The organism is Hydrogenophaga sp. Root209 (assembly GCF_001428625.1).
In the GTDB taxonomy this organism is placed as follows: domain Bacteria; phylum Pseudomonadota; class Gammaproteobacteria; order Burkholderiales; family Burkholderiaceae_C; genus Hydrogenophaga.
The window spans coordinates 105,745-122,723 of sequence record NZ_LMIE01000006.1 but is presented as its reverse complement, the minus strand read 5'-3'; the positions used below and the strand labels follow the sequence as shown (position 1 = coordinate 122,723).

At 66.0% G+C, this 16,979-nt stretch carries 19 protein-coding genes; 1 reads left to right on the top strand and 18 read right to left on the bottom strand.

The genetic code is table 11. The annotated features are described in order from the left end of the window. Nucleotides 1-2: 2 nt before the first annotated feature. From fliR to fliF, 13 genes are all read right to left on the bottom strand, one after another. Nucleotides 3-770, bottom strand: a complete 768-nt coding sequence (gene fliR, locus ASE11_RS07115) for a flagellar biosynthetic protein FliR (protein ID WP_056268640.1) — start codon at nt 768-770, stop codon at nt 3-5. A 22-nt stretch (nt 771-792) separates the two neighbouring features. Further along, nucleotides 793-1,062 carry a flagellar biosynthesis protein FliQ gene (gene fliQ / locus ASE11_RS07110; RefSeq protein WP_056268638.1) on the bottom strand — a complete coding sequence of 90 codons (270 nt, stop codon included), beginning with the start codon at nt 1,060-1,062 and terminating at the stop codon, nt 793-795. An 8-nt stretch (nt 1,063-1,070) separates the two neighbouring features. Then, nucleotides 1,071-1,850 (bottom strand): flagellar type III secretion system pore protein FliP, encoded by a 780-nt coding sequence (gene fliP / locus ASE11_RS07105; RefSeq protein WP_414842432.1) that lies wholly within the window; start codon nt 1,848-1,850, stop codon nt 1,071-1,073. 94 nt (nt 1,851-1,944) lie between these two features. Then, on the bottom strand, nt 1,945-2,295 hold the full coding sequence (locus ASE11_RS07100; protein WP_056268635.1) for a FliO/MopB family protein: 351 nt from the start codon (nt 2,293-2,295) through the stop codon (nt 1,945-1,947). Nucleotides 2,296-2,425: 130 nt separating this feature from the next. Then, a complete protein-coding gene (gene fliN / locus ASE11_RS07095; RefSeq protein WP_056268632.1) occupies nt 2,426-2,848 on the bottom strand; it encodes a flagellar motor switch protein FliN in 423 nt (140 codons plus the stop codon). Beyond that, entirely contained in the window at nt 2,838-3,842 is a 1,005-nt protein-coding gene (fliM, locus tag ASE11_RS07090; RefSeq protein WP_056268629.1) for a flagellar motor switch protein FliM, read from the bottom strand. The genes fliN and fliM overlap by 11 nt, the downstream gene beginning before the upstream one ends. Nucleotides 3,843-3,857: 15 nt before the next feature. After that, nucleotides 3,858-4,457: a flagellar basal body-associated FliL family protein gene (locus tag ASE11_RS07085; protein ID WP_056268626.1), complete on the bottom strand. Its 600-nt coding sequence runs from the start codon at nt 4,455-4,457 to the stop codon at nt 3,858-3,860. A 304-nt stretch (nt 4,458-4,761) separates the two neighbouring features. After that, nucleotides 4,762-6,039: a flagellar hook-length control protein FliK gene (locus ASE11_RS07080; protein WP_056268623.1), complete on the bottom strand. Its 1,278-nt coding sequence runs from the start codon at nt 6,037-6,039 to the stop codon at nt 4,762-4,764. Continuing rightward, nucleotides 6,036-6,509: a flagellar export protein FliJ gene (fliJ, locus tag ASE11_RS07075; protein WP_056268620.1), complete on the bottom strand. Its 474-nt coding sequence runs from the start codon at nt 6,507-6,509 to the stop codon at nt 6,036-6,038. The genes ASE11_RS07080 and fliJ overlap by 4 nt, the downstream gene beginning before the upstream one ends. Then, complete coding sequence (gene fliI, locus ASE11_RS07070) at nt 6,506-7,936, bottom strand: flagellar protein export ATPase FliI (RefSeq protein ID WP_056268792.1); 1,431 nt, start codon at nt 7,934-7,936, stop codon at nt 6,506-6,508. Before fliI ends, fliJ begins: the two co-directional genes overlap by 4 nt. A 159-nt stretch (nt 7,937-8,095) precedes the next feature. Continuing rightward, complete coding sequence (locus tag ASE11_RS07065) at nt 8,096-8,782, bottom strand: FliH/SctL family protein (RefSeq protein ID WP_056268617.1); 687 nt, start codon at nt 8,780-8,782, stop codon at nt 8,096-8,098. Nucleotides 8,783-8,801: 19 nt separating this feature from the next. Next, nucleotides 8,802-9,800, bottom strand: coding sequence for a flagellar motor switch protein FliG (gene fliG / locus ASE11_RS07060; protein ID WP_056268614.1), 999 nt, complete (start codon nt 9,798-9,800; stop codon nt 8,802-8,804). A 45-nt stretch (nt 9,801-9,845) separates the two neighbouring features. Next, complete coding sequence (fliF, locus tag ASE11_RS07055) at nt 9,846-11,519, bottom strand: flagellar basal-body MS-ring/collar protein FliF (RefSeq protein ID WP_056268790.1); 1,674 nt, start codon at nt 11,517-11,519, stop codon at nt 9,846-9,848. A 183-nt stretch (nt 11,520-11,702) separates the two neighbouring features. Between fliF and fliE the strand changes: the two genes are divergently transcribed. After that, on the top strand, nt 11,703-12,017 hold the full coding sequence (gene fliE / locus ASE11_RS07050; RefSeq protein ID WP_056268611.1) for a flagellar hook-basal body complex protein FliE: 315 nt from the start codon (nt 11,703-11,705) through the stop codon (nt 12,015-12,017). A 142-nt stretch (nt 12,018-12,159) separates the two neighbouring features. On the opposite strand, the gene ASE11_RS07045 is transcribed toward fliE, so the two are convergent. The 5 genes from ASE11_RS07045 to ASE11_RS07025 form a co-directional block, all read right to left on the bottom strand. Continuing rightward, nucleotides 12,160-12,462 carry a flagellar protein FliT gene (locus tag ASE11_RS07045; RefSeq protein WP_056268608.1) on the bottom strand — a complete coding sequence of 101 codons (303 nt, stop codon included), beginning with the start codon at nt 12,460-12,462 and terminating at the stop codon, nt 12,160-12,162. Nucleotide 12,463: 1 nt separating this feature from the next. Beyond that, on the bottom strand, nt 12,464-12,892 hold the full coding sequence (fliS, locus tag ASE11_RS07040; protein ID WP_056268605.1) for a flagellar export chaperone FliS: 429 nt from the start codon (nt 12,890-12,892) through the stop codon (nt 12,464-12,466). A gap of 200 nt (nt 12,893-13,092) precedes the next feature. Continuing rightward, nucleotides 13,093-14,514, bottom strand: a complete 1,422-nt coding sequence (gene fliD / locus ASE11_RS07035) for a flagellar filament capping protein FliD (protein WP_056268603.1) — start codon at nt 14,512-14,514, stop codon at nt 13,093-13,095. A 151-nt stretch (nt 14,515-14,665) separates the two neighbouring features. Continuing rightward, nucleotides 14,666-15,868 (bottom strand): flagellin, encoded by a 1,203-nt coding sequence (locus ASE11_RS07030; protein WP_056268601.1) that lies wholly within the window; start codon nt 15,866-15,868, stop codon nt 14,666-14,668. 302 nt (nt 15,869-16,170) lie between these two features. Beyond that, nucleotides 16,171-16,979: flagellin (locus ASE11_RS07025; RefSeq protein WP_268766274.1), on the bottom strand; the 809-nt coding region annotated here is incomplete at its 5' end.

The following is a 16,979-nucleotide window of genomic DNA, read 5'->3' as shown; positions in this document are numbered from 1 at the left end:
GTTCAACCCCCGGTGAAGATCTCGGTGGCCAGCTTCATCAGCGCGAGCACCGGTGCGTCCAGCATGGGCAGCGTGAACGCAATGCCCACCAGACCGGCCGAGAGCGTGAGCGGGAAGCCGATGGCGAATGCGTTCATCTGCGGCGCGATGCGCGAGACAAAGCCCAGCACGATGTTGACGAACAGCAGCATGGCAATCATGGGCAGCGCGATCCACAGGCCGTAGCGGAACACCACGGCGCCGAGCTCGTGCAGTTGCATGCGGTTGATCGAGTCGAGCGCGCCGCCGCCCACGGGGAAGGTGTTGAAACTGGCGATCACCGCCTGCAGCAGCATGAGGTGGCCGCCCATCACCACGAACAGCAGCATGGTGGTGTTGCCGAAGAAGCGGCCCACGGTGCTCGACTGCGCGTTGGTCGAGGGATCGAAGAAGCCCGCGAAGTTCAGGCCCATCTGAAGACCGATGATCTCGCCGGCCAGCTCCACCGAGGCGAACACGATGCGCACCGCCAGGCCGATGGCGATGCCCACCACCACCTGCTGCATCACGACCGAGAACGCCTGCGGATCGTTGATCGCGATCATGGGCTGGTCGGTGAGGCCGGCCTGAGCGCACACCGCGACCAGGAAGGCCAGCGCCACGCGCGTGCGCAGCGGTACCGAGCGCGAGGAAAAGATCGGCGCGCTGGAGAAGACCGCGAGGATGCGCAGAAAGGGCCAGAACACCGGCGAGACCAGCGCCATCACCTGCGCTTCGGTGAACGTGGGCATGGTCAGTGTGTCCGGCGCGCGATCAGATCGCGTAGTTCGGAATGGAGAGGATCGTGCTGCGGATGAACTCGACCATGGTCGTCATCATCCAGGGACCGGCGATGGCGAACACCGCGATGGCCGCGATCAGCTTGGGCACGAAGGCCAGCGTGGCCTCGTGGATCTGCGTGATGGCCTGGAACAGACTCACCACCAGACCCACCGCGAGCACCGTGGCCAGCACCGGCGCGGCCACCATGAGCAGCATGAAGAGCGCGTTCTGCGCCATCGTGAGAGCGGCTTGTGGATCCATGTTCTTACCTACTGTGCAAACGATGCGGCGAGGGAACCGATGAGCAGGTTCCAGCCGTCGGCGAGAACGAACAACATCAGCTTGAACGGCAGCGCCACCAGCACCGGCGACAGCATCATCATGCCCAGCGACATCAGCACGCTGGCCACCACCATGTCGATCACCAGGAAGGGGATGAAGATCATGAAACCGATCTGGAACGCGGTCTTGAGCTCGCTGGTGACGAAGGCCGGCACCAGCACGCGAAACGGTGCGTTCTCTGCCGTCACGTCGTTCGGCAGCTTGGCCAGCTTGGCGAAGAGTTCAAAGTCGGACTGGCGCGTCTGCTTGAGCATGAAGGCGCGCATGGGACCCTGGCCGCGCTCCAGCGCCTGGTCGAATGTGATGGCGTTGCGCGAGTAGGGCTCGTAGGCGTCGGCGTACACCTTGTCCAGCGTGGGGCCCATCACGAACAGGGTGAGGAACAGCGAGAGGCCGACGATCACCTGGTTGGGCGGGGCCGACTGCGTGCCGAGTGCCTGGCGCAACAGCGAGAGCACGATCACGATGCGGGTGAAACCCGTCATGAGCAGCAGCACGGCCGGCAGGAACGAGAGCGCGGTGAAGAACAGCAGCGTCTGGATCGGCACCGAATAACTGGTGCTGCCAGTGCCCTGGCCGATCATCAGCGGCAGCGACGGACCGGTGGTGGCGGTTGCCGCAGCCGGCACGGCGGGAATGGGCAGGGCCTGGGCCCATGCGCCGGCTGCGCACAGAGTGAAAGCCAGCAGCAGCAGGCGTGCGAACACGCCCAACCCAGTGGTGCCGCGGAACCGGTTTTGCCGGGCCGCAGGCACCGCCCCCTGCAGGGGGTCGCGCGAAGCGCGGAGGGGGGGGGCCGGTTCACGCATTCGGGGCCTTCATGAGTTGTGAGAGGCGTGCTGCAAAGCCGGTGGCGGGTGCAGCGGGATCCACCGGCACGGCGGGCAGATCGGCCGGCAGCGGCATCTGGTGCAGCGCGGTCACGCTGCCCGAGGCAACGCCCAGCACCAGGCAGATGCGGTCGGCGCCGTCACCCACCTGCACCGTGACCACGCGTTGCTGCGGGCCCAGCGACAGGCTGGAGAGCACGCGCAGTGCCGGGCCGCTGTGGCCGGCAATACCCGGCAGACGGCGGCGCGCCCACTTCAGGGCGAAGGCCATGCCCACCATCAGGGCAAGCAACAGCAGCGCGGGCATCGCGTTTTGCAACATGGGAAGGGGTCTTCGAGTGAAAGGTTTCAGGCCAGGGATGCCGAGGAACCGGCTTTGCCGGGCCTCAGGCATCGCCCCCTTGCCAGGGGGGTGACGCCGAAGGCGGCGCGGGGGGTGACGTGACCTGCGGTCACGTCCTGCTAACTCTGCGCATGCGTTCCGAAGGTGTCACGATGTCCGTCAGGCGGATGCCGAACTTGTCGTTCACCACCACCACCTCGCCCTGGGCGATCAGGTAGCCGTTGACCAGCACGTCCATGGGTTCCCCGGCGAGCGCATCGAGCTCGACGATGGAGCCCTGCGCGAGCTGCAGGATGTACTTGATCGGCACGCGGGTGCGGCCGAGTTCCACCGAGAGCTGCACCGGGATGTCCAGCACCATCTGGATGTCGTGCATCGGGTTGCCGCCGGCCGCGCCCGAGGGGATGGGCGTGGCGTTGGACTCGAACACGTGCGGGCCGTCATTGGCGCCACCGCTGGTGCTTGACTGCTCTTCCAGGGCTTGCGCCCAGTCGTCGGCAATGGATTCTTGCGAAGGGGTGTCAGTGGACATGGTTTTCTCCGAGCCAGTTCGTATCGATTCCGCGCAGATTGCGCTCCACGCGAAGTGCGTATTTGCCCTTGTGGGTGCCGTATTGGCCCTCGAAAATCGGCACCCCATCCACATGGGCCTGGATGGTGGGGTTGCGGTCGAGTTCGATGAAGTCGCCGATCTGCATGGCGAGCAGTTGCTCCACCGTGGCGTCCGTCTGTGCCAGCTCGGCGACCATGGTCACCTCGGCGGCCTGGATCTCGTGGCTCAGCAGCTTGACCCAGCGGCGGTCGACCTCGATGGCGTCGCCCTGCACGCTGGAATACAGCACATCGCGGATCGGCTCCAGCGTGGCGTAGGGCATGCAGATGTGCAGTGAGCCGGTGATGTCGCCGATCTCCAGCGTGAAGCTGGTGGAGACCACGATTTCGCTGGGCGTGGCGATGGTGGCGAACTGGGGCTGCATCTCCGAGCGCTGGTAGGCCAGCTCGATCGGGTACACGCCGCGCCAGGCCTTCTTGTATTCCTCGGCCACCACGTCCACGAGGCGGTTGATCACGCGCTGTTCGGTGGGCGAGAAGTCGCGGCCTTCGATGCGGGTGTGGAACTTGCCGTTGCCGCCAAAAAGGCTGTCGATCACGCCGAACAGCAAGGTGGGCTCGCACACCACCAGGCCGTTGCCGCGCAGCGGGCGGATGGCCATGATGTTGAAGTTGGTCGGCACCACGAGTTCGCGCAGGAAGGCGCTGTACTTCTGCACCTGCACGGCACCCACCGAGATCTCGGGGCTGCGGCGAATGAAGTTGAAGAGGCCCAGACGCAGGTTGCGCGAGAAACGTTCGTTGACGATCTCCATGGTGGGCATGCGCCCACGCACGATGCGCTCCTGACTCTGCAGGTTGTAGTCGCGCACACCGCCGGTGGGCACGTCTTCCTTGGCGAGCTTCTGGCTCTCGCCCGTGACGCCTTCAAGCAGGGCGTCAATCTCTTCCTGGGACAGAAATGCGTCAGCCATGGTGGTTCGTGCCGGTTACTGAACGATGAGGCTGGAGAACAGCACCGCCTGCACGGGGTTCGGTGGCGCAGCGGCCTTCCTCTTTTTCTTTTTCACCGCGCCTTCGACCTCGTCGGCGTCGTGCCCGGCCACCACGTAGCCCATTTCCTTGGAGATCGCCGCGATGATGTCGTTGGCCAGCTTGGCCTTGCCCTGCACCTGCAGCATCTCGTCGGCGGTGCGCTGCGAGATCAGCAACAGGATGTCGCTGCGGATGCTGGGCATGTAGGTCTTCACGTCGGCTTCGGTCTTGGCGTCCTGCAGTTGCAGCGTCAGGCCCAGCTGGATAAAGCGTGTGCCACCGGGGTCGGCCAGGTTGACCACCATGTTCTCCAATGGCAGGAACACCGGTGCGTGTTTGGGGTCCTTGGCCTGGTGGGTGGCCTCGGGTTCATCGTCCGCGTACTCGTCGTCCGCGGCGGCGGCGTTCTTCTTCATGATGAAGAGGGCGGCACCGGCACCGATCAGCGCCAGCAACACCACGCCCACGATGATGAACAGCAGCTTCTTGCTTTTCTTCGGCTTCGCGGCGGGAGCAGCGGTGGCGGTGGCAGAGGTGGCAGCGGCAGCAGACATGGGCATCCTTCAAGGTGCCCTCGCTGGGAGGAGGGCGTCACACAGGGAAAACGTGTGGGGTTTGAAGAATTATTGGGCGGGGGCCCGGGTGCCGGTCGCCGGATAAGCGCCTGAAAAGGCGCTTATTAAGCGTTTCGCCGCCGGGCCGCCCCAAGGCGAAACAGCCCCCTTGGGGGGCAGCGACCCGCGCAGCGGCGGAGCGTGGGGGCMWSGWTTCGCCGCCGGGCCGCCCCAAGGCGAAACAGCCCCCTCGGGGGGCAGCGACCCGCGCAGCGGCGGAGCGTGGGGGCGCCAGTGAAGGCGTTCAGGCGAACACGTCCAACGGCTGGCTGCCGTCGGCTCTGGGGCTGGCATGTGCCGCACGGGACGGTGCGGCTGCTGGCGTCTGGCTGGTCTGAGCCACCCCCCGCACCCCGTTCTGCCGCGTCGATGCCTCATCACCCCGTGCACCCTGCTGGCCGTGCGCGCCTACCGACACGCCGCCGAGCTGGATGCCGCTCTTGCCCAGCAGGTCGCCCAGCGACTCGCCCGCGTTCTCGCGCAGCGAGGCGCGTGCCTCAGCGCTGTCGGTCTTGAACTCCACCTGCACCTCCTGGCCCTTCATCGAGAGCTGGATGTCGATGGCTTGTTCACCCGCTTCGCCGCCCACGCGCAGGCTGGCGTGGCGCAGGTGCTGGGTGCCCCAGTGGGTCACGGTGGGCTCTTCGCCGGCGTTGGCCTCGGCAAACGGGTTGTCGGCTTGTCCATCGGTCTGGTCGAAAGCGCTGGCGTCCGAACCGGCGCTGTCCGAACCCGTGGCGCCTTCGCCCGACGCCGCACCTGGCAGGGCCGTGGCCGCATCCGGGGAGCGGCTGCCGGCACCGCCCGATGTCGGCAGGCTGAAACCTTCGGTGTTGGCGTCGCGCAGGTCGGTGGTGGCCAGCGGCACGCCCGGCGCCACGCCGAAGCGCTCGTTCAGCGCCACGGTGCTGCGCACCTGCGATGCCGGGTGTGCGGCTTGCTGAATCGCCTGGGTTTCGGTGCTGGCCAGTGAGGCATGGCGCCACTGCGTTCCCGCCACGCTGCTGTGGGTTGCGTCGGCCGCGCGCGCCGTGGGTGCAAACGGGGCGCCCGGGCGCACGGCGTTGGCCGGCAGGGCCACCGATCCCTTGGGGGCGATGTCCACGGGGGTGGGCTCCACCGGCGTCATGTCCGTGATGTCGACCTTGCCCTCGGTGGACAGTGCGTCCGCGCCACCGCTGGCGGCGCCGGGCCGGCCGATGTTGCCTTCCGCACCCTGGGCCCCGGCCTTGGTGCCCAAGGCCACGTCAGCCGCGACGGGCAGACCCCAGCTCATGAGCGCGGTCAACGGGTTCTCGGGGCCGTCCCGTGCATCCTTGTCGCGGGTGGTGTTGTCGTCCGGCGCTGCGCTGGAAGCGGTGGCGGCATCGGGCAGCAACTGGGTGTTGGTCAGCAGGCTGAGCAGGCTGGAAAAGATGTCGCCGCTCTCGGGCTTGCGGTCCTGCGCGCGCGCGCCGGCCTGGGCCGGTCTGGCGTTGGCCTCCACCGGCTTGGGGGCGGTGTTGTTCACGGTGGTGCTCATGTGTGAAGGCCTTCCTGTTGGGCCCGGGCCAGGCTCTGGCGCAGGTGGATGGTCAGGGCCATCTCGTCGGTGTTTTTCTGGTCCTGGCGCTGCACGCGGTGCTGCACCGCCATCTGCTTGCGTTCGGTGAATTTGCGCAATCCGGCCACGTCGCGTTCGCACACGTGCACATGCCCCTGGGCGCGTTCGATGAGCTCCATGCGCTCGCGCAGCACGCCGCGCTGAAAGTCCAGCGCGTGGTCGATCTTGGCCATGAACTGGCGGTGGTGCATCAGCAGCGCCATGTCGACACCGACGCTGCTGCGAGCACTCCAGCGTTGCTCGGCCTCCTGGGCGTAGGCCTGCAGCTGGTCCATCTGGTCCTGTGCCTGGAGCAGCTCGCGCTGCATCTGGCCCAGCGCACCCAGCGCCTCGTCGCGGCGCTTCTCGGCGATTTCAACGACCTTGTTGAGCGTCTGGATCGTGGTCATGCCTGCTTGCCTTCATAGGGGTTGTGATGGGGTCGGGACTGGCGTTGCGTGTTGCCGGCCCGGTCTTCCTGCAGGGCGGTTTGCAGCTGCTGCAGGCTTTCAGGCAGGGTGGCGGCTTCGTTCATGTCCTGCATCAGGAAGCGCTGCAGCGCCGGGTAAAGCACGATGGCGCGGTCGGTCTCCGGATCGCTGCCGGGCACGTAGGCGCCGAGCTGGATCAGGTCGCGGCTCTTGATGTAGCGCGAGTACACGCCGCGGAACTTGCGGGCGAGCTCCAGGTGCACGGCCCCTGCCACGTTGTGCATCACGCGCGAGGCCGAGGCCTCCACGTCGATGGCCGGGAAGTGGCCCGACTCGGCCAGCGAGCGGGACAACACGATGTGCCCGTCCAGGATGGCGCGCGCCGCATCGGCAATCGGGTCCTGCTGGTCGTCGCCCTCGGAGAGCACGGTGTAGAAGGCGGTGATAGAACCCACGCCGTTCAGGCCGTTGCCGCTGCGCTCCACCAGCTGTGGCAGCTTGGCAAAGCACGACGGCGGGTAGCCTTTGGTGGCGGGGGGCTCGCCAATGGCCAACGCGATCTCGCGCTGTGCCATGGCGTAGCGGGTGAGCGAGTCCATGAGCAGCAGCACATCGAGCCCGTCGTCGCGAAAGCGCTCGGCAATCGCCGTGGCATAGGCCGCGCCCTGCATGCGCACCAGCGGCGGTGCATCGGCCGGAGCCGCCACCACCACCGAGCGCTTGCGGCCCTCCACACCCAGGATGTCTTCAATGAATTCCTTCACCTCGCGGCCGCGTTCGCCGATCAGGCCGACCACGATCACGTCGGCCTTGGTGTAGCGCGCCATCATGCCCAGCAGCACGCTCTTGCCCACGCCGGAGCCGGCGAACAGGCCAATGCGCTGGCCGCGGCCCACGGTGAGCAGGGCGTTGATCGCGCGCACGCCGGTGTCCAGCGGCTGGCGCACCGGGTCGCGGTCCATGGCGTTGAGCGGTGCGCGGTCCATCGGCTCGATGTCCACGTCGGTGATCGGACCCTGGTGGTCCATCGGGTTGCCGTGCGAGTCGACCACGCGGCCCAGCAGGCCCTTGCCCAGCGGCAGGCGCAGCGTGCCACGGTCGTCGGGGGACGGTGGTTTGTTGGCATGGCCAACGCGTGGCACGGTGCGGTAGGGTGCCAGCGGTGTCACGCTCGCGCCGCTGGAGAGGCCGTGCGTGTCGCCCGCGGGCATGAGAAAGGCGCGGTCGTTGGAGAAACCCACCACCTCGGCCAGCACCGGTTCACGGTTGCCGTTGCCGATCAGGCATTGCGAGCCCACCGGCACCTTCAGGCCCACGGCCTCCAGCACCAGACCGGCCAGGCGGGTGAGCGTGCCGCGCACCTCCAGCGGTGTTTCCACGCTGGCGTTCACCCGCACATCGTCCATGAAATTGCCCCAGCGGCTCTCGGTACCAAAGGTGCTGTCGTTCATGCCAAGTTCCTCGCGGACGGTGGTCCAACCCAGAGTTGCCGCCGGGCCGGCTTTGCCGGACGGCAGGCGACGCCCCCTTGAGGGGGTCGCGCGCAGCGCGGCGGGGGTGTCTCTTTATGCATCTGGGTTCCAGGCCACGTTCATGCCGAGGTTGCCCACGGCGCGCGACCAGCGTTTTTCGATCGTGGCGTCCACCGCCGAGGTGGCCGACTCGATCAGGCAGCCACCGGGGCTGATCTGCGCGTCGGCCACGAACTCGGGCAGCGGGCTGTTGAGCGTTTCCTGCAGCACGCCCTTCATGAGCGCGAGGTCGCCCGGGTTCATGCGCACCGTGGCGGGCAGGCCGTCGTCGACCAGTTGCGTCAGGGCCTCTTCGATCACCGGCTTCAAGTGCTGCGGGTCGCTGGTGATGGCCTGGCGCACCACCTGGCGGGCCAGGTCGCAAGCCAGTTCAAGAATGTGGCGCGAGATCTTCTCCTCGCTTTTCTTCAGGTGGTCTTTGGTGTTGTGCAGCAGCTGCGCCATGCGCACCGCGGTCTCTTCGGCGGTCTTGCGCACCGTGGCTTCGAGCGCATCGCGCACTTCGTGGCCGCCGGCTTCATGACCGCGTTCAAAGCCCTCGGCATACGCCTGCTGACGGGCCTCCTGCAAGACTTCACTCGTCACGCCTTCGCTCTTCTCGGGGCCGGGCGTTTGCGGATGCTCATCGCTGCCGTCCACGGCCGAGAAATGCCAGGCGGCCACGCCTTCGATCTCTTCGCGTGGAATGAAGCGGGAATGGGGATTGGGTTTGGAAGCCATGGTCAGTTACCCATCCAGGTCATACGAATGCTTCGTCTTCACCACCACCACCGATCATGATCTGGCCCTCGTCGGAGAGGCGGCGCACGATCTTCAGGATTTCCTTCTGCTGCATCTCCACTTCCGACAGGCGCATCGGGCCGCGCGATTCGAGGTCTTCGCGCAGCGCTTCGGCGGCGCGGGTGGACATGTTGGCCAGCACCAGTTCGCGCAGTTCGTTGGTGGCGCCCTTGAGCGAGACCACCAGCGCATCGGTGGCCACTTCCTTCAGCACCATCTGCACGGACTTGCCGTCGAGCTTGAGCAGGTCTTCGAACACGAACATCTTGTCCATGATCTTCTGCGCGAGTTCGGCGTCGAACTCGCGGATCGAATCGATCACCGAGGTCTCGATCTGGGTGCCCATCATGTTGATGATCTCGGCGGCGGTCTTCACGCCACCCATCGAGGTTTTGCGGATCTTGTCGCCACCGGCGAGCACCTTGAACAGCACCTCGTTGAGGTCTTTCAGGGCCGTGGGCTGAATGCCTTCGAGCGTGGCGATGCGCAGCATCACTTCATTGCGGGTGCGTTCGGTGAAGTTCTTGAGCACGCCGGCGGTCTGGTCCGATTCGAGATGGACCAGGATGGCGGCCACGATCTGGGGGTGTTCGTTGCGCAGCAGTTCGGCAATCGACGCCGGGTCCATCCATTTCAGGCTCTCGATGCCCGAGACGTCGCCACCCTGCAGGATGCGGTCGATCAGCAGCGCGGCCTTGTCGTCGCCCAGCGCGCGCTTGAGCACGGCGCGCACGTAGTTGTCGGTGTCGGACACCAGCAGGCTCTGCGAGGCGGCGGCACCGGTGAACTTCTGCATCACCTGGTCCACGCGCTCGTGCGAGACCGAGCGCGTCTTGGCGATGGTCTCGCCGAGTTTCTGCACTTCTTTCGGGCTGAGGTGCTTGAACACCTCGGCCGCCTCTTCCTCGCCGATCGACATGAGAAAGATGGCGGCGTCCTGGATTCCCTGGTCTTCCATGTGCGTGTCTCTGTGAGGTATCGGGGTTGATGCTGGCCGTCGCGCTCAGGCGGGGGATTCACCGTTGACCCAGCCCTTGACGATGTTCGCCACGGCCATGGGGTTTTCCAACGCCAGACGCTTCGCGTCGGCGATGCGCTGGGTTTCGGCGGTCGGTTCGTTGCTGGGCATGGGCAGGCCAGGGCGCTCGGGGGCTTCGTTGAGCATGGCGTTGAGCGGCTGCAGCTCGGTCTGCTGGCGGCGCACGGGTGTCTTGATCAGCTTGAGGCCGGGCCGCACCATGCCCATGAGCACCAGCAGACCCAGGCCCACCATGCCGATCGGCCAGGCCAGGCCGCGCAGGAATTCCTGGTTGTCGGGCTGCTGCCACCAGGCGGGCTCGCTCACTTCGCTGGTCTTCTCCACATTGAAGGGCGCGTTGACCACGTTCACCGAATCTCCACGGTCCTTGCTGAAGCCGATGGTCTCGCGCACCAGGGCGGTCATCTGCTCCAGCTGCGCGGGCGGAATGGCCACGGTGGTTTCCTTGCCCGCCTTGTCGATCGTGGTGCGGTGGTTGATCACGACCGCAGCGCTCAGGCGCCTGATCTGGCCGCTGGATTCGCGCACCACCTTGACCGTCTTGTCCACCTCGTAGTTCACCACCGACTCGCGGCGCATCGTGCCCGGTTTGTCGGTGCCCTGGCCGGTCACGCCCACCGGAGCGGCGGCGCCATTGACGGGCGCGGTGCCCGTGACGGGGGGCTGGTTGCTCACCGCACCGGGCACGCCCGAGGGGGTGGCGCTGGCGGCGGCGCCGTCTTCCACCGTCTGCTGGCTGCGCACCGCGCTGGTGTCCGGGCTCTGGTTGGGCTTGTGCTGTTCGCTGGTGGACTCGACCATTGAGAAGTCCACGTCGGCGCTGACCTGCGCCTTCACGTTGTTGCGGCCCACCAGAGGCTCCAGCATGTCCATGATGCGGCGGGTGTAGAGCTGTTCGATCTGCTGGGTGTACTGCAGCTTCTGCGTGTCGGCACCCTGGGCTTGCGCGTCGGCCGGGGCCGAGAGCAGGCTGCCGGCGTCGTCCACCACGCTCACCGCCTTGGGGTTCATCTCGGGCACGCTGGAGGCCACCAGGTGCACGATGCCGGCCACCTGGGCGCGGTCGAGCGTGCGGCCCGGGTGCAGCGTGAGCAGCACCGAAGCGCTGGGCTTTTGCTGTTCGCGGAAGAAGCCGTTCTGGTTGGGCAGGGCCAGGTGGATGCGTGCGCTCTGCACGGACGAGAGCGACTGGATGGAACGGGTGAGCTCGCCTTCGAGTCCGCGCTGGAAGGTCAGGCGCTCCTGGAACTGGGTCATGCCGAAGCGGTTGGCTTCCATCTGCTCGAAGCCGGTGACCGAACCCTTGGGCAAACCTTGCGAGGCCAGGCGCAGGCGTGTGTCGTGCACCTTGTCGGCCGGCACCAGGATGGCCTGACCACCTTCAGCGTACTTGTACGGCACGTTCATCTGCGAGAGCTGCGCCACCACGGCACCGCCGTCCTTGTCGCCCAGGTTGGCGTAGAGCACACGGTACTCGGGCTGGCGACCCATGAAGAAGAAGGCCAGGGCAATCGCCAGCAGGGCGAGGGCGCCCAGGCCGAGCTTGATTTTCTGGGCTTGGTCCATGCGCGAGAGGCCTTCGCCGAAAGCGCTGCGGCTCGCGGGCTGGAGTTCTATCGGTGCCAGGGTGGTGCTCATGGGTGCAGGGCTCGGGTAGAAGGTCGGTTTCGGGACGATGTACATCCCGTTGCAACCGATTATTCGGCCCCACCCCCTGCGCCATATCCATGAAAAGGCCGTGCTTTGTGCCCTTATTCCCGCCGCGCGCAGGAGGCTCGCCGCCTAGCATCAAGGCATCCCATTTTGTGGAAGGAATCTGCCATGGACATGCGCATCTCCCCTATGACCAGCCAGGCGCTCACCGGCATTGGCCAGACCAACCTGAAGCGCCCCGGCGGCGTGAGCGGTGTTGAAGGAGGCTTTGCCGCCAACTTCAAGGACGCCCTCAAGAGCGTGAGCGCCTCGCAGGAAGAAGCCTCGCGCCTGCAGACCCAGGTGCAACTGGGCAACCCCAAGGTGAGCCTGGAGGAAACCATGCTGGCGATGCAGAAGTCGCAAGTCGGGTTTCAGGCCACGCTGCACGTGCGCAACCGCATGGTTCAGGCCTACACAGACATCATGAACATGGGGGTCTAGAACCCCCCCTGCGCCGCTCACGCGGCTTCCCCCCGGTGGGGGGACGATGCCTGCGGCCTGGCAAAGCCAGTTCCGCGGCATCTCTGGGTTCGGGCATTTCGCGCCGGACCCATTTTTTTGCCCGCTGTTTTTCCCCGCGTGTTCAATGCATGGGCTGTGGCTGATTTCTGTCGATCAATTGCGCCAAATCGTTCAGCCACGGCTCGGCCAGGCAGCGGATCTCGGCGTCGGTGCGCAGGATGCGCTGCATGATCTTTGTCTTTTCCTTGCGATCCGCAGGCGCCAGCTCGTCGGTTTTCGACTTGTAGCGCAGCTGGGCGATCAGCACCGCGCAGGCACCTTCAAGTCGCACCACCTGGTCCCAGTTTTCCGTCTTGGCAGCCTCGAGCATCTGGCTGCTCGTGCGTTCGATCGCTTTGTAGTAGTCCAACAAACTGTGCTCCATGTCAGGCCCCTGGGCCCGTGGCGGGCGTTGCGGCGGCGGTGCCTCGGATCTGCTTCCACGAATCGGCCAGCGGCTCGATCAAGGCCACCACCTCGGCCACCGCAGCGCGGTCGTTGCGCAGGTTGGCCAGGGTCAGGCGCTGCACGGCAAAGCCGTAGAGGCCATTGAGGTTCCTGGCCAGGTCACCGCCCTGCGCCAGGTTCAGCCCTGCCTTGAGACCTTCTTCGAGGATGCGCACGGCCTTGCTGATGGCCTGACCTTTGGCTTCGACCTCGCCGCGCTCCATCGCGCCACGCGCAGCGTTGAGCGACTGGATGAGACCGTCAAACAGCATGCCCACCAGCTGGTGCGGGTCGGCAGCGCTCACGCCGGTGTCGGCGGAAACGCGTTTGTAGGCGGAGGCGGCTCGTGAATTCACAGAGGTAAACATGGCATCGGTTCCTTGTGGCTGATACCTTTCTGTATCGGCACGCACCGAAGGGACTGTAGGCGCCAAAGCGCGGATATGCGGTGGAAATGGTGTCGAGCTGTTCATGGTTGGGCCTTGCTCATCAATGCATCACGCCAGGTGTGAAAAACCCGACCGGGCAGGGGCTGCGCAGGGTCGGGTTGGCCGGGCACCGTGGGGCGTCATCCCGAGTTCTTGTTCCACAGGGTGACCTGCTGGTTCACAAAGGCACTCAGGCCGTTGAGCCGTCCCACCGCTGCGTCCATGGCGTTGTACTGCGCCAGCAAACGCACTTCGGCGCGGGCCGCTCGGTCTGCCACCTTGTCCTGTTCCTTGGTGTTGCGCGTCACCGAATTCTTCAGTGCGTCCGCGCGGCCCGTCACCAGGCCGTTCGCCGCCAGCAGGCCATCGGCAAAGGCGTCCATCTTCAGGCCGAACCCTTGGGACGCGGGGTTGCTGCTCTTGGTGGTGAACAGGGCTTTCAGTCCAGTGGGATCCGAGAGCGCGGTATCGAGTTTGCTGGCGTCGACGCTCATCGTGCCGCCGTTCTTGATCTCGATGCCGATGTCGAGCAGGCGGGTGAACGTTCCGCCGGGTGTGATGGAGCGCATCATGCCGCGCAGGGCGTTCTGCAACCCCACGGCGGTGCTGTCGCCCTGCAGCGAACCGGCCACCTTGGTGTCGGGGTCGTATTTGGTGGCGGTGGCCAGCATGCTGTTGATGGCGTTGTAGGCGTCGACGAAGCCCTGGATGTTCTTGCGCATGCCTTCCTTGTCGTTGATGACCGTGAGCTCCACCGGTGTGGTGGTGACCTGCGACAGGTTCAGCGTGATGCCCGGCAGCGCGTCCTTGACCGTGTTGCTGGCCGAGGAGATGGGCACGTTGTTCACCGTGGCCTGGGCGTTGGCACCGGCCTGGCTGAGCGCCATGCCATGAAAGCTCCCGGCGACCTTGTCGTACGCCAGGCGCGAAAGGCCTGCGGCATCGGTGTTCACGCCATCGTCGTCGGTGGCCTGAATGCGAAAGCCCAGGTCCGCACCGGTGTCCTTCGAGCGCACCAGCAGGCGTTCGCCCGAGGCATCGCGCAGCACCGTGGCGCTGATGCCTGCATTGGCCGCGTTCATCTTGCTGGCGATGGTGGACAGCGTGTCGTCGGCGGTCACGCTCAGGTCGATGGCGGTGCCACTGCCAGCCACAAAATCGCCCGTGGCCCAGCTGCCGAGCTGGATGTTGAGCGTGCCGCTGCCCACCGTCGACCCGATGGGGATGGCGGTGGATGCGTTGGACTGTGCCTTGGCCAGCGACTGCACTTCGACACTCATGGACGTGGGCGAGGTGCCCGCAGCCACCGTGATGCCCACCTTGTCGGGCGCTGTGGAGCCACCCTTGACCAGATCCCAGGCCTTGGGGTCGGAGAGCTTGGCGGCGGCGTCGCCCAGGCCCGCGACCATCGACTTGATGGTGCCGTAGATGGAAAGCTTGCTCTGGAAGCTGGCGGCCTGTTGTTGCAGCGGCACCAGCGGAGCGCGCTCCAGGGCCACCAGTTGCGAGACGATGCCCTTGATGTCGATGCCGCTGGCAAGACCTGGTGATGAGATGGCCATGGTGACTCCTTGTCGGGTTGGACACAGCGCACGCGGGTGGCATGCGCTGTGTTCACCCCGCAAGGCCCAAGGCGGCGGGGTGGTTGTTCACCACCGCCACCGCCCAGGGCTGCCCCGCCCGAAGGCGTGGCGCTTGCGAGAGCCGCGCCGATCAGCGCAGCAGGGACAGCACGCCCTGGGGAACCTGGTTGGCCTGGGCCACCATGGCCGTGCCGGCCTGCTGCAGGATCTGGGCACGCGAGAGGTTGGCCGTTTCCTTGGCAAAGTCGGCGTCCATGATGCGGCCGCGCGAGGCAGAGAGGTTTTCCACGCCGATCTGGATGTTGGACACGGCGTTTTCGAAGCGGCTCTGCACGGCACCCAGGGTGGCGCGTGCGCCGTTGACCTGGTCAAGTGCGTCGTCGAGCTTCTTGATCGCGATGTAGGCACCCTTCTCGGTCGTCACGTCGATGGAGTTGATGCCGGTCAGGTCGGTGGCGGCGGCAACCACGGTCGGTGCGGCAAAGCCGGTGTCGGCGGCGGTGAAGCCGACCGAGAACGTGGGAATGATGGGTGCGCCTGCCGCGTCCAGGCGCGAAGACAGGATTTCCATGTCGAAGGTGCCGTCTCCGTTGTCCACGAGGTAGGCAGACACGCCGGTGTCGCTGGACTTGCGGTTGATGGCTTCCACCACCTGGCCGATGCGCTCGGTGCCCGAATCGGCCGCAGGGAGGGCGCCGAGTTCGTAGGTGGTGCCGGCCACCGTGATGTCGAGGACGCCGTCGGCGATCGCGGTGCCGGAACCGGTGAAGCCAGCCGCAGCGGGGTCGATGGCTGCGACAGTGACTTCGCCGTAGGCGATGGTGCTCAGGTTCTCTGACGTGGTGTCGGCCAGCGAACCGATGGTGATGTTGTCACCGGCGTTGGCGCCCACCTGGAAGGTGGCGGCGGTGAAAGAGCCGTCGAGCACCTTCTTGCCGTTGAACGAAGTCTGCTTGGAGACGCGGTCGACTTCGTCGGCCAGCTGTTTCACTTCGGCCTGCAGGGCGTCGCGATCGTCGTCGCTGTTGGTGGCGTTGGCCGACTGCACGGCCAGTTCGCGCATGCGCTGCAGCATGTCGCCGACTTTGCCCAGTGCGCCTTCAGCGGTCTGCGCCAGCGAGATGCCGTCGTTGGCGTTGCGGGCGGCCACGYTCAGGCCCTTGACCTGGGCGTTCATGCGCTCGGCAATGGCCAGGCCGGCGGCGTCGTCCTTGGCGCTGTTGACACGCAGGCCCGAAGACAGGCGCTGCATGGAAGTGGCCAGCGAACCCTGKGARGACAGCAGGTTGCGCTGGGCGTTCATCGACATCACGTTCGTGTTGATGGTGGTCATGACTAACTCCTAAAGAATGGATGAAAAGCAATCCGGCATTGCTGCCAATCTCGACACCAACCCGAAGGCTGGCTGCCATGACCGGTGCTGGGCAGAACGCGCCGGTGGCCTCTGGGCCCCCGATCACCTCGCCGCATCTGCGTGCCGGACGTTGGCGGTGATCCCGGTGCCCATGCCATATTCTTCAGCGCCACCCCACTGTCCATCGCTTGAAAAAGCCGGTGAACAACAGCGCAGTTCCTTCTTTAAGAGCTCCTTTTCCACAGTTTGAACACAGCGCACGCCAGTGGCATGCGCTGTGTTCAACCCGCAAGGCCCGAGGCGGCGGGGCGGTTGTTCACCACCGCCTGGTTGGCCTGGGCCACCATGGCGGTGCCGGCTTGCTGCAGGATCTGCGAGCGCGACAGGTTGGCGGTTTCCTTGGCGAAGTCGGCGTCCATGATGCGGCCGCGTGAGGCAGAGAGGTTCTCCACGCCGATCTGGATGTTGGCCACGGCGTTCTCGAAGCGGCTCTGCACGGCACCGAGCTTGGCGCGTGCGCCGTTGACCGAGTCCAGTGCTTCGTCGAGCTTCTTCATCGCGATGTAGGCACCCTTTTCGGTCGTCACGTCGATGTTGGAGATGCCGGTGGAGTCAGCGGCCGAAGCAGCAGCGATGGCAGCACCGTCGGCCACGACAAGGCCAGTACCGGTGGCAGTGAAGCCGGCACCAAAAACAACAGCCTCTGGATCGCCGTTGGCGTCGAGGGAAGATGACAGCAGTTCGACGTCGTAGGTGCCGTCTTCGTTGTCCACCAGGAAAGCGGACACGCCGGTGTCGCTGGTCTTGCGGTTGATGGCTTCCACCACCTGGCCCAGACGCTCGGTCGCCGAACTGGCGGCAGCGAGTTCACCGAGGTCCACGGCCGTTGCGCCGCCCACTGCGATGGTCAGGTTGGCGGTGACGGCGGTGGCGAAGGCCGTGATGTCTGCGTCCGGGTCAACGGCGGCCACGGTGTTCTCGCCGTAGGCCACGGTGCTGAGGTTGTCGGCGGTGGTGTCGGCCAGCGAGCCGATGGTGATGTTGTCACCGGCGTTGGCGCCCACCTGGAAGCTCGCTGCGGTGAAGGAAC